Origin of the sequence: Nocardioides sp. OK12, from assembly GCF_024341885.1 — a bacterium.
GTDB classification, from domain to species: domain Bacteria; phylum Actinomycetota; class Actinomycetes; order Propionibacteriales; family Nocardioidaceae; genus Nocardioides; species Nocardioides marinisabuli.
On the sequence record NZ_BNET01000001.1, the window covers coordinates 760565 to 772105 of the forward strand.

At 73.3% G+C, this 11541-nt stretch carries 11 protein-coding genes; 6 read left to right on the forward strand and 5 right to left on the reverse strand.

Translation table 11 applies throughout. From position 1 onward, the window contains the following. Window positions 1–6 precede the first annotated feature (6 nt). Window positions 7–855 carry a type I methionyl aminopeptidase gene (gene map / locus OCU29_RS03750; RefSeq protein ID WP_179616147.1) on the reverse strand — a complete coding sequence of 283 codons (849 nt, stop codon included), beginning with the start codon at window positions 853–855 and terminating at the stop codon, window positions 7–9. Between the two features lie 44 nt (window positions 856–899). On the opposite strand from map, the gene OCU29_RS03755 reads away from it, so the two are divergent. Together OCU29_RS03755 and OCU29_RS03760 are read left to right on the forward strand one after the other, a co-directional pair. Continuing rightward, window positions 900–1109: a hypothetical protein gene (locus tag OCU29_RS03755; RefSeq protein WP_261818829.1), complete on the forward strand. Its 210-nt coding sequence runs from the start codon at window positions 900–902 to the stop codon at window positions 1107–1109. Window positions 1110–1132: 23 nt separating this feature from the next. Then, window positions 1133–1420 (forward strand): hypothetical protein, encoded by a 288-nt coding sequence (locus tag OCU29_RS03760; RefSeq protein ID WP_261818830.1) that lies wholly within the window; start codon window positions 1133–1135, stop codon window positions 1418–1420. A gap of 90 nt (window positions 1421–1510) precedes the next feature. Here OCU29_RS03760 and OCU29_RS03765 read toward each other — a convergent pair whose 3' ends face one another. Both OCU29_RS03765 and panB read right to left on the reverse strand, forming a co-directional pair. Beyond that, window positions 1511–2800, reverse strand: a complete 1290-nt coding sequence (locus OCU29_RS03765; RefSeq protein WP_261818831.1) for a hemolysin family protein — start codon at window positions 2798–2800, stop codon at window positions 1511–1513. Window positions 2801–2883: 83 nt separating this feature from the next. After that, on the reverse strand, window positions 2884–3744 hold the full coding sequence (panB, locus tag OCU29_RS03770) for a 3-methyl-2-oxobutanoate hydroxymethyltransferase (RefSeq protein WP_261818832.1): 861 nt from the start codon (window positions 3742–3744) through the stop codon (window positions 2884–2886). A gap of 222 nt (window positions 3745–3966) precedes the next feature. Between panB and galE the strand changes: the two genes are divergently transcribed. Further along, window positions 3967–4980 carry a UDP-glucose 4-epimerase GalE gene (gene galE / locus OCU29_RS03775; protein WP_261818833.1) on the forward strand — a complete coding sequence of 338 codons (1014 nt, stop codon included), beginning with the start codon at window positions 3967–3969 and terminating at the stop codon, window positions 4978–4980. Between the two features lie 87 nt (window positions 4981–5067). After that, window positions 5068–7122 carry an NAD(+) synthase gene (locus OCU29_RS03780; RefSeq protein ID WP_261818834.1) on the forward strand — a complete coding sequence of 685 codons (2055 nt, stop codon included), beginning with the start codon at window positions 5068–5070 and terminating at the stop codon, window positions 7120–7122. A gap of 136 nt (window positions 7123–7258) precedes the next feature. Here OCU29_RS03780 and OCU29_RS03785 read toward each other — a convergent pair whose 3' ends face one another. Both OCU29_RS03785 and OCU29_RS03790 read right to left on the reverse strand, forming a co-directional pair. Continuing rightward, window positions 7259–8107, reverse strand: coding sequence for a cupin domain-containing protein (locus OCU29_RS03785; protein ID WP_261818835.1), 849 nt, complete (start codon window positions 8105–8107; stop codon window positions 7259–7261). Further along, window positions 8104–9288, reverse strand: coding sequence for a GNAT family N-acetyltransferase (locus OCU29_RS03790; RefSeq protein ID WP_261818836.1), 1185 nt, complete (start codon window positions 9286–9288; stop codon window positions 8104–8106). The genes OCU29_RS03785 and OCU29_RS03790 overlap by 4 nt, the downstream gene beginning before the upstream one ends. A 239-nt stretch (window positions 9289–9527) precedes the next feature. Between OCU29_RS03790 and OCU29_RS03795 the strand changes: the two genes are divergently transcribed. Continuing rightward, complete coding sequence (locus OCU29_RS03795) at window positions 9528–10145, forward strand: hypothetical protein (protein WP_261818837.1); 618 nt, start codon at window positions 9528–9530, stop codon at window positions 10143–10145. A 54-nt stretch (window positions 10146–10199) separates the two neighbouring features. Further along, window positions 10200–11537 carry a type I glutamate--ammonia ligase gene (glnA, locus tag OCU29_RS03800; RefSeq protein WP_179616157.1) on the forward strand — a complete coding sequence of 446 codons (1338 nt, stop codon included), beginning with the start codon at window positions 10200–10202 and terminating at the stop codon, window positions 11535–11537. Window positions 11538–11541: the final 4 nt, after the last annotated feature.

The following is an 11541-nucleotide window of genomic DNA, read 5'->3' on the forward strand; positions in this document are numbered from 1 at the left end:
CCGCGCTCAGGGGTTCGTCAGCACCTCGGCGCCGTCGGCGGTCACCAGCAGCGTGTGCTCGAACTGCGCGGAGCGGCGCAGGTCGGCGGTCACGACGGTCCAGCCGTCGTCCCACATCTCCCACTCGTGGGTGCCCAGGTTGAGCATCGGCTCGATCGTGAAGGTCATCCCGACCTCGATCAGGTCGTCGTGCTGCGGGTCGTCGTAGTGCGGCACGATCAGCCCGGAGTGGAAGTGCGTGCCGATGCCGTGGCCGGTGAACTCGCGCACCACGCCGTAGCCGTGCCGCTTCGCGAAGGACTCGATGACCCGGCCGATGACGTTGATCCGGCGCCCCGGCTTGACCGCCCTGATGCCGCGCTCGAGCGCCTCGCGGGTGCGCTCGACCAGCAGCCGCGACTCCTCATCGACGTCGCCGGCGAGGAAGGTGGCGTTGGTGTCGCCGTGCACGCCGTCGAGGTAGGCGGTGATGTCGATGTTGACGATGTCGCCGTCCTCGACGACCCGGCTGTCGGGGATGCCGTGGCACACGACCTCGTTGACGCTGGAGCACAGCGACTTGGGGAAGCCGCGGTAGCCCAGGGTGGAGGGGTAGGCGCCGTGGTCGCAGAGGAACTCGTGGCCGATCCGGTCGAGCTCGTCGGTGGTGACGCCGGGCGCGACGTGGCGGCCGACCTCCTCGCGGGCCTGCGCGGCGAGCCGGCCGGCGACCCGCATCTTCTCGATGGTCTCGGCGTCCTTGACCTCGGGCCCGGTGTACGGCGCCGGCGCGTCGCGGTCGACGTACTCGGGCCGCACGACGTGGGCGGGCACGGGTCGGCGGGGGGAGAGGGTCGCGGGCGCCACGGGAGTCACGTCGAGCGAGTCTAGGCGGCGTCGCGAGGCGTTAGTGTCGGGGCATGAGCGAAGGCGGCAACCCCGACCAGTACTGGTTCTGCGTCAAGCACCACCGGGTCGAGACGGTCGACGACCTGTGTCCCGGCAAGCACCGGATGGGCCCCTACGACTCGCGCGAGGCCGCGGCCAACGCGCTCGAGATCGCCCAGGCGCGCAACGAGGAGTGGGACGAGGAGGACGAGCGCTGGGACGACGCCGGCCTCGAGGACTGAGCCGGAGAGGACCGAGCACGCCGATGGCACGTCGACGGACCCGCCCTGCCCCGCGCCCCGACGCGGCCGACCCGTGGCCCTTCGTGGGCATGGTCGGGATGGCCACGACCTTCTTCCTGTACGCCGCCAGCGCCCCCTTCACGCCCTGGTGGGTGCAGGCGCTGATGCTGGTGTGGTGGGCCTTCTGCCTGCTGGTGGCCTCGGCCTGGTTCACCCTGCACCCGCGCTGGGTGCCGTGGGTGGCGGTGGTCTCCGCGGTGACCTGGTTCCTCGTGGTGGTCCCCGGCGGGATCTGGCTCGACTGGGACTGATCCCGGGCGCGCCGACCCGTCACCCAGGACTCGGTGACCGGTCGACGGTGCGGGAGTGACCGGTCGATGGTGCAGAAGTGACCGCTCGGCTCACTCCTGCTCGGGCGGGGGGACGGGGTGCACCTCGAGGCGGGTGATCCGGTGCCCCTCGACCCGCACCACGACCAGCTCGGCGTCGGCCAGCCGCACCCGGTCGCCGACGTGGGCGACCCGGCCCAGCCGGTGCAGCACCAGGCCGGCCGCGGTCTCGTAGGGACCGTCGGGCAGCACCAGGCCGGTCGCGGCCCCGAAGTCCTCGATGCTCAGCCCCGCGTCGAGCGCGGGGTCGGCCCCGTTGGTGCCGGCCCGCGCTGCGGTGAGCGGCACGTCGTACTCGTCGTGGATCTCCCCGACGAGCTCCTCCACGAGGTCCTCGAGGGTGACGATGCCGTCGGTGCCGCCGTACTCGTCGACGACCACGGCGATGTGGGTGCGGTGGTCGCGCAGCCAGGTCAGCGTCGGCAGCACCTTGTTGGTGCCGGGCAGGAAGACGATCTCGCGGGCCAGCGAGGAGACCCGCGCCTGCGGGTCGGCGCCCAGCAGGTCGCGCACGTGCAGGAAGCCGCGCACGTCGTCGGGGCCGCGGCCCACGACCGGGTAGCGCGAGAACGGGTGGGCCAGCACCGTGGCGAGCGCCTCCTCGATGCGGGCCCCGGCACGCAGCACCACCACGTCGCCGCGCGGGCGCATCACCTCGCGCAGGGTGCGGTCGCCGGCGTCGAAGACGTCGACGAGGATCTGCCGCTCCGCGGGCTCCAGGCCCTCGTGCTGGTCGACGAGGTAGCGCAGCTCCTCGTCGGACATCTCCTCGGACGCGGCGTGCGGGTCGCCGCCGAGCAGCCGCACCACCGCGTTCGTCGAGGCCGACAGGAACCACACGACCGGTCGCATCAGCGTGGCGAAGCGGTCGAGGGGCGGGCCCACCAGCAGCGCCACCCCCGCGCTGCGCTGCAGCGCCATCCGCTTGGGCACCAGCTCGCCCAGCACCAGCGAGGCGTAGGCGATCGCCAGGGTCAGCGCGATCAGCGAGACCGTGTCGGCCGCCCCCGTCGGCAGCCCCAGCGCCACCAGCGCGGGCGCGAAGTCGGGCGCGAGCGTGGAGGCGCCGTACGCCGCGGAGAAGAAGCCGGCGACCGTGACGCCGATCTGCACCGCGGCCAGGAACCGGTTGGGGTCGCGCGCGACCGCGGCCACGCGGGCGCCGCGCCCACCCTTGCGCTCGAGCTGGTCGAGCTGCGACTCGCGCAGCGAGACCAGCGCGATCTCGGTGCCGGCGAAGACACCCCCCACCACGACGAAGAGCAGCACGAGGCCGAGGTTGAGCAGGGTCTGGGTGTCCAACGGGGCTCCTGGTCGAGGTGGTCGGCCAGCATCGGGCACCCGGTTGAGGAGAACCTGAGAAGGCCCTGGGCGCCCGGCGCCGGTCAGAAGGTGTGCTCGGGCCCGGGGAAGGTGCCGCCCTTGACGTCCTCGGCGTAGGCGCGGGCGCCCTCGAGCAGCACGCTGTGCACGTCGGCGTACTGCTTGACGAAGCGCGCCATCCGCCCGGTGCGCAGCCCGAAGGCGTCCTGCCAGACCAGCACCTGGCCGTCGCAGCCGGCCCCGGCGCCGATGCCGATGGTGGGGATGTCGAGCTCGCGGCTGATCTGGGCCGCCACGTCGCCGGGCACCATCTCCATCACCACCGCGAAGGCGCCGGCCTCCTGCACCGCCAGCGCGTCGCGGCGCACCCGCTCGGCCGCCTCGCCGCGGCCCTGCACCCGATAGCCGCCCAGGGTGTGCTCGGACTGCGGGGTGAAGCCGATGTGGGCCATCACCGGGACGCCACCGCGGGTGAGCTTCTCGATCACCGGCACCATCTCGACGCCGCCCTCGAGCTTCACGCAGTGCGCGCCGGCCTCCTTCATGAACCGCACCGCGGTGAGGTAGCCCTGCTCGGGCGAGGCCTGGTAGCTGCCGAAGGGCAGGTCGCCCACGACCATCGCGCGGCGCGCCGCGCCGGCGACCGCGCGGGTCAGCGGCAGCAGCTCGTCGACGGTGACCGGCAGGCTGGTCTCGTTGCCGAGCACGTTGTTGGAGGCGGAGTCGCCGACCAGCAGCAGGTCGATGCCGGCCTCGTCGAAGGTGGCGGCGGTGAACATGTCGTACGCCGTCAGCATCGTGATCTTGTCGCCGCGCTGCTTCATCTCGCGCAGGTGGTGGGTGCGCACCCGCTTGACGGGGGCCTGCGCGGCGGAGGCGGGCGCGGGGGTGCCGCTGCCGTAGGGGGCGGTCTCTTCGCTCATGGCCGAGCTCCTCGTGGTGCATCTCGCGGCTCCCTGCTGGAGTCCACGGACTGCCCCCAGGCTAGGCCCGGGGCCACGGCGGGGCCGATGTGGTGCTGCTCACGCGCCCGCGCCGCGGCGGCGGCGCGGCGACGGCGCGGCGACCGCGTACGCCACAGGGGTGAGGGTGAGGGGGCGGCGCCGGTCTGGGCGTCCGGGCAGGGCGCGGGTTAGGTTGCGCCCATGCGCGTCCTGGTCTCCGGCGGTGCCGGCTACATCGGTTCTCACACGGTCCTCGCCCTCGTCGAGGCCGGTCACGACATCCTGGTCGTCGACGACTTCTCCAACGCCAAGCCCACCGTCGTGGGCCGGCTGGAGGCGCTGTCGGGTCGCCACATCCCCGTGCACGCCTTCGACCTCACCGACGCCGACAAGACCGCGCACCTCTTCGCGACCGAGGAGATCGACGCGGTCATCCACTTCGCGGGCTACAAGGCCGTCGGCGAGAGCGTGGCCAAGCCGCTCGACTACTACGAGAACAACCTCGGCTCGACCTTCTCGCTGGTGCGCGCGATGCAGCGCCACGGCGTGCACAAGCTGGTCTTCTCCTCCAGCGCCACCGTCTACGGCACCGACCAGGCCGGCGCCACCGAGGACCGCCCCACCTTCGCGACCAACCCCTACGGCTGGACCAAGGTGATGCAGGAGCAGATCCTCTCCGACATCGCCGCCGCCGACCCCGAGTCGCGCTTCGCGCTGCTGCGCTACTTCAACCCCGTCGGCGCGCACCCCTCCGGCACGATCGGGGAGGACCCCAGCGACGTGCCCAACAACCTGATGCCCTACATCGCCCAGGTGGCGGTGGGCCGGCGCGAGAAGCTGCAGGTCTTCGGCGACGACTACGACACCGTCGACGGCACCGGGGTGCGCGACTACATCCACGTCGAGGACCTCGCCGCGGGCCACGTCGCCGCGCTCGAGGCGCTCGGGCGCACCACCGAGCCGGTCAGCACCTGGAACCTCGGCTCCGGACGCGGCACCAGCGTGCTCGAGCTGCTGCACGCCTTCGAGCGCGCCGTGGGCCGCGAGCTGCCGTACGAGGTCGTGGCGCGGCGTGCCGGCGACGTGGCGGCGTCGTACGCCGACCCCTCGAAGGCCAACGCCGAGCTCGGGTGGCGCACCGTCAGGACCGTCGACGAGATGTGCGCCGACACCTGGCGCTGGCAGTCGCAGAACCCCGACGGCTACCCCGACTGAGCCCTCCCGCCGACGGGCGGGCCCGGCCCGCCGGGACCACCCGGCTGGTCGTCCCGGCCGGGCCGGGCGGCTGACACACTGCGTGCCGTGGACTTCTACAACGCCTACGCGCACGGATTCGCCCGGGTCGCGGCCTGCACGCTGCCGGTGGCGATCGCCGACCCCGCCACCAACGCCGAGCGGGTGCTCGAGCAGGCCCGGCTCTGCCACGACGACGGGGTCGCGGTCGCGGTCTTCCCCGAGCTGTGCCTCTCCGGCTACTCGATCGAGGACCTGCTGCTGCAGGACGTGCTGCTCGACGCCGTCGACGAGGCCGTCGCCACGGTGGTCGCCGGCTCGGCCGAGCTGGCCCCGGTGCTGGTGGTCGGGGCGCCGCTGGTCGTCGACGGCCGGGTGCTCAACTGCGCGGTCGTGGTGCACCGCGGCGAGGTGCTAGGCGTGTCGCCGAAGTCGTACCTGCCGACCTACCGCGAGTTCTACGAGCGACGGCACTTCGCGCCCGGCGACGACCGCCGCGGCGGGACCGTCACCGTGGCCGGCCGCTCGGTGCCGTTCGGGCCCGACCTGCTCTTCGACGCCGTGGACGTGCCGGGGCTGGTGCTGCACGTCGAGGTCTGCGAGGACATGTGGGTGCCGGTGCCACCGTCGGCCGAGGCCGCCCTGGCGGGGGCCACGGTGCTGGCCAACCTCTCGGGCAGCCCGATCACGGTGGCCCGTGCCGAGGACCGGCGGCTGCTGGTGCGCTCGGCCTCGCACCGCTGCAACGCGGCGTACGTCTATGCGGCCGCCGGCCAGGGCGAGTCGTCGACCGACCTGTCGTGGGACGGGCAGACGATGATCTACGAGGTCGGCGAGGTGCTGGCCGAGGGGGAGCGGTTCGTCGACGGCGCCCACCACGTCGTCGCCGACGTCGACCTCGACCACCTGCGCCAGGAGCGGCTGCGGATGGGCACCTTCGACGACAACCGGCGCACCCACGCCGAGCGCAGCGCCGGCTTCCGCACCGTGCGCTTCGAGCTGGCGCCGCCCTCGGGCGACATCGGGCTGCGGCGGAAGGTCGACCGCTTCCCGTTCGTGCCCGACGACCCCGAGCGGCTCGCGCTGGACTGCTACGAGGCCTACAACATCCAGGTCTACGGCCTCGAGCAGCGGATGCTGGCGATGAGCAGCGAGCGCTGGCAGCCCAAGGTCGTCATCGGGGTCAGCGGCGGCCTCGACTCCACCCACGCGCTGATCGTCGCCGCGAAGGCGATGGACCGCGCCGGCCGCCCGCGCAGCGACATCCTCGCCTTCACGATGCCCGGCTTCGCGACGGGCAGCGAGACCAAGGACTACGCCACCCGGCTGTGCGGGTCGCTGGGGGTCTCGTTCGAGGAGATCGACATCCGCCCGGCCGCCGAGCAGATGCTCGACGACCTCGACCACCCCTACTCCGAGGGCGAGCAGGTCTACGACGTCACCTTCGAGAACGTCCAGGCGGGGCTGCGCTACGACTACCTCTTCCGCCTGGCCAACCACCGCGGCGGTCTCGTCGTCGGCACCGGTGACCTCTCGGAGCTGGCGCTGGGCTGGTGCACGTACGGCGTCGGCGACCAGATGTCGCACTACAACGTCAACGCCGGGGTGCCCAAGACGCTGGTGCAGCACCTGATCCGCTGGGTCGCCGACAGCGAGCAGTTCGAGGCCGAGACCAACGACGTGCTGCGCGAGATCCTCGAGCTCGAGATCACCCCCGAGCTGATCCCGGCCACCGAGGACGAGCCCGAGCAGCGCACCGAGGACACCGTCGGGCCCTACTCGCTGCAGGACTTCACGCTCTACCACGTGCTGCGCCGTGGCTACCGGCCCAGCAAGATCGCGTTCCTGGCCTGGCACGCCTGGCGCGACGCGGACGCGGGGGAGTGGCCGCCGGGCTTCCCGGAGGACAAGCGCGGCGCCTACGACCTGGCCACGATCCGCGGGTGGCTCGAGGTCTTCGTGCGCCGCTTCTTCGCCAGCCAGTTCAAGCGCTCCGCGCTGCCCAACGGCCCGAAGGTCAGCGCCGGCGGCACCATGTCGCCCCGCGGTGACTGGCGGATGCCCTCCGACGCCGCCCCCACCGCCTGGCTGGCCGAGATCGAGGCCAACGTCCCCCGCACCTGACCCGGCGCAGATCTCGCACTGACCCGGCCAAGATCTCCCGGGTCCGGGCCGGGTGCAGGTCTGCGCCGGCTCGGCGAGAGATATGCGCCGGCTCGGCGCGAAGTATGCGCCGGGTCGGCGAGAGATATGGGCCGGGTCAGCGGCGGCGTACGGCGGCCTTGGCGCGCTCGGCCGCGGAGATGGCGGTCGCCTTGGCGCGGTCGGCGGCGGGGCGGGTGCCGGGGGCGGTGGGGGTGAGCCCGGCGCGGCGCAGGTAGGAGTTGGCGCGCAGCACCCGGGCCTCGTCGGCGAGCGCGCGGCTGCGCCAGGTGACCGACAGCGAGATCGACAGCGCCGGGCCGTTGACGACCTTGTGTTGGGTGTACGGCGGCACGTAGATGCCGTCGCCGGGCTGCAGGTGGTGCTCGACCGGCTCCTGGACGTCGTGGCCGAGGTTGCGGTGCCCGCCACCCACCAGCCGCTCGGCCTCGTCGGCGCGGGCCTCGGGGCTGGCCCAGCGGCCGGTGACCATCGTCTTGGTGCCCTGCACCTGCAGCAGCACGTTGTGCTCGGGGTCGATGTGCGAGGGGGTCATCGAGCCGGGCGCGGAGAGGAAGACGAACCCCTCGCGGTGGTAGGCCTGCCCCGGCCCGGAGACCAGGTCCTCGATCTCGTCGAGGCAGGAGTCGAGCAGCGCGCTGTAGCGCGGGTCCTGCTCGACGTTCTTGACCACGCACCACGCGCCGTTGGTCTCCAGGCCCAGGATCATCTCGCGCAGCTCGAGGTCGAGGGTGGGGGCGCGGCCGTCGGCGACGACGTCGGGCAGTGCGCCGACGTTGTGCTCGATGCTGTCGGCGGGCAGCGAGACCGCGAGGTCGGCCAGCGCCTCGAGGGTCAGCAGGTCGTGCGAGCGCAGTGCGTGGGTCACCTCCTGCGGCTCGCCGGTCTCGCCGGCGGTGCGCAGGGCGCGCACGGACTGCTCGTCGAGGTGCAGCAGGTCGCTCATGGGTGGTCCTCTCGTGGGGCGGGTGGGCGGCGGTGGCGGCGCACGGCCGCGGCGGTCCTGGTGGTGGTCTGGGCCCAGCGCACCGCCGGCGCGCCGCGACGCGGGCCGAGGCCGACGGCCAGGGTGACCAGGGTCCGGTCGTCGCCGTGCAGGCGTCGGGCCATCGGGTGGTCGGGGGCCGCGCAGGTGTCGACGAGCGTGGCGCCCGAGGCGTGGAAGAGCGAGAGCTGGTCGAGGTAGAGCAGCAGCCCGGGGGAGCGCGCCGCGTGTTGCTCGTCGTAGGCGATCTTGAAGGTGAACTGGGTCGCGCCGTCGCGCAGCACCACCGCCATCGCGGCGGCCCCGCCCGTCCGGCCGCGCAGGGCCAGCAGCTCCAGGCGCCCCTCGGCGGCCAGGGCGCGGCAGGCCTCGAGGAAGAACGCCCGCTCGGCGGGTCGCGCGGCGATCGCGCCGCCGTCGGCGCCCTTCCAGCCTGAGGCCTCGAGGGCCAGGAACTGCGCGAGCGCGGCCTCGAGGTCCGACGGCGAGGCGCCGTCGGCGAGGTCGACCAGCGCCAGCCCGCCGCCGAGGTCCTCCTCGAGCCGTCGGCGCACCCGGCGCAGCTCTTTGCGCCGCCGGCCGCTCAGGCGCCGCTCGGCGTAGTCGTCGCGCTCGCGGCGGTGGGTGACCGGACGGGTCTGCTCCTCCAGGCGCCGGGTCAGCAGCCCCGACGCGGCGGCGGCCGACTCCACCTCTCGCACCACGTCGAGGTCGGTGTGGGGCAGCAGGAACCAGGCGTCGCCGGCGGTCGCAACCGCTGCGAGCGCCGCCCGCCAGCCCCGCTGGTCGAGCGTGGGGGAGACGAGCGGCGTACCCAGGAAGTGGTGGGTGTGCGCCCAGGCGACGCTCGCCCGCACCGGCGTGCGCCGCACCCGCTGGTGCGCGGCCACCGGGAGCAGCAGGTCGAGACGCCCGGGCGCCCCCACGGTCAGCAGGCGTACGTCGTCACCCCCCGCCAGGTGGCGCAGCGCGGGCCGCAGCACCGCGGGGCCGAGGAAGGGGTTGGCGTGGCGGGCCGAGGCGGCGAGCCGGCCCCAGGCCGCGACGACGGCGGGGTCGCCGACCAGGTCGTGCGGGGCCAGCAGCGTGGCAGCCGAGCGCCCCGCGCCGGAGGGCGCGGCGTGGTCGACGGTGGCGCTCACGGGGCTCCTGGTCGCTGTCGACGGCGGGCGGGCGCGGGAGCCGCACGGGCGCGCGAGCGCGCGCCGACCCCCGCAGGTCTGGTGCCCGCGGGGGAGCGGCGGCAAACCACGACGCAGGCGCCGCGACAGGTGGTCCAGACCAGCAGTGGCGGCGCGACGCCGTGCAACCGCGCGCCGCCGCCGGGCGTAGAGCAGACGACCATCCACCCGCAGCACCCACCGCCCGCAGGAGGCACCCCGTGCGTCGCTCCACCCTCGCCACCCTGGCGACCCTCACCACCGTCACCGCCGGCCTCACCGCCGGCCTCACCAGCGGCGTCGCCGCCGGCACCCAGGCCGGCAGCCGGTCCGACCCCCAGGCCGGCACCACCCGCGTCGTGCTCCCCATGGACGACTGCCGCGGCTGCCGCGTGCAGGTCTACTCCGGCCTCGCCACCGACGACCCGGCCGAGCCGCGGCTGTGGGCCTCGCTGGAGAAGCGGGTGCGCGACGGCAAGGTCGCCTTCGCGGTGCCGCACTCGCGCACCCCCGGCATGCAGGTCGTGGTCCGCGCCCCCTGGGAGGGCCACACCGGCTACGACACCTCGGTCGTCTTCCGCTACGCCGGCCTGGGTGCGGGCGAGCGGGTCGACACCGACGTCGCGCGCACCAAGAACCGGGCCAGCGGCTGCTTCGAGGGCACCTCGCGCGACAAGGTCACCCTGCCCGTCGTCGTACGACGCGTGCAGGTGCCCGGCGTGCACGGCCCCGTGACCGGCACCCTGGCGCACCTGGAGACCACGACGCCGTGGCTCTCGCCGATGCGCCGCGCCCACGAGGGGGTCCTCGGCTCGCAGGACGTCACCGTGTGCCGGTGAGACCCGGGTGAGACCCTCCGACCGGCCGGGGGCGCCCACCACTAGGCTCTGGCCATGGGCAAGCAGGAAGACTTCGTTCTCCGCGCTCTCGAGGAGCGCGACGTCCGGTTCGTGCGGTTGTGGTTCACCGACGTGCTGGGGTCGTTGAAGTCGGTGGCGGTCGCCCCGGCCGAGCTCGAGAACGCCTTCGACGAGGGCATCGGGTTCGACGGCTCCGCGATCGAGGGCTTCGCGCGGGTCTTCGAGGCCGACATGCTGGCCAAGCCCGACCCGTCGACGTTCCAGATCCTGCCGTGGCGCGAGGAGGGCCCCTCGACGGCGCGGATGTTCTGCGACATCGAGATGCCCGACGGCACCCCGTCGTACGCCGACCCCCGCCACGTGCTCAAGCGCACCCTGGGCAAGGCCGCCGAGCAGGGCTTCTCCTTCTACACCCACCCCGAGATCGAGTTCTACCTCTTCAAGGGCCTGCCGGGCGCCGGTGACGAGCCGGTGCCGGTCGACCGCACCGGCTACTTCGACCACACCGCGCAGTCCGAGGGCGCCGACTTCCGCCGCGAGGCGATCACGATGCTCGAGCAGATGGGCATCTCGGTGGAGTTCAGCCACCACGAGGCCGGCCCGGGACAGCAGGAGATCGACCTGCGCTACGCCGACGCGCTGACCACGGCCGACAACATCATGACCTTCCGCACCGTGATCCGGGAGGTGGCGCTGAGCCAGGGCATCTGGGCCAGCTTCATGCCCAAGCCGTTCACCACCCACCCCGGCTCGGGCATGCACACCCACCTGAGCCTCTTCGAGGGCGACGAGAACGCCTTCTACGAGGCCGGCGCGCAGTACCAGCTCTCCACCACCGGGCGCCGCTTCATCGCCGGCGTCCTGCACCACGCCCCCGAGATCTCCGTGGTCACCAACCAGTGGGTCAACTCCTACAAGCGGATGATGTTCGGCGGCGAGGCGCCCTCCTACATCTGCTGGGGCCACAACAACCGCTCGGCGATGATCCGGGTGCCGATGTACAAGCCGCTCAAGGGCCAGTCGACGCGCGTCGAGCTGCGCACCATCGACGCCGCCTGCAACCCCTACCTCGCCTACGCCGCGGTCCTGGCCGCGGGCATGAAGGGCATCGAGGAGGGCTACGAGCTGCCCCGCGAGGCCGAGGACGACGTGTGGTCGCTGACCGAGCGCGAGCGCACCAGCCTCGGCATCAAGCCGCTGCCCAAGAACCTCAACGACGCGATCAGCGTCGCCGAGGACTCCGAGCTGCTGGCCGAGACCCTGGGCGAGCAGGTCTTCGACTTCTTCCTGCGCAACAAGCGCGCCGAGTGGGACGAGTACCGCGGCCAGGTCTCGGCCTTCGAGCGCGACCGCATGCTGCCGGTCCTCTGAGCGT

Excerpts from the sequence above, each read along its gene's own strand:
- OCU29_RS03755 (WP_261818829.1), top strand. The coding sequence starts at position 900 with ATGAGCGAAGGCGGCAACCCCGACCAGTACTGGTTCTGCGTCAAGCAC.
- OCU29_RS03760 (WP_261818830.1), top strand. The coding sequence starts at position 1,133 with ATGGCACGTCGACGGACCCGCCCTGCCCCGCGCCCCGACGCGGCCGAC.
- panB (WP_261818832.1), bottom strand. The coding sequence starts at position 3,744 with ATGAGCGAAGAGACCGCCCCCTACGGCAGCGGCACCCCCGCGCCCGCC.
- galE (WP_261818833.1), top strand. The coding sequence starts at position 3,967 with ATGCGCGTCCTGGTCTCCGGCGGTGCCGGCTACATCGGTTCTCACACG.
- OCU29_RS03785 (WP_261818835.1), bottom strand. The coding sequence starts at position 8,107 with ATGAGCGACCTGCTGCACCTCGACGAGCAGTCCGTGCGCGCCCTGCGC.
- glnA (WP_179616157.1), top strand. The coding sequence starts at position 10,200 with ATGGGCAAGCAGGAAGACTTCGTTCTCCGCGCTCTCGAGGAGCGCGAC.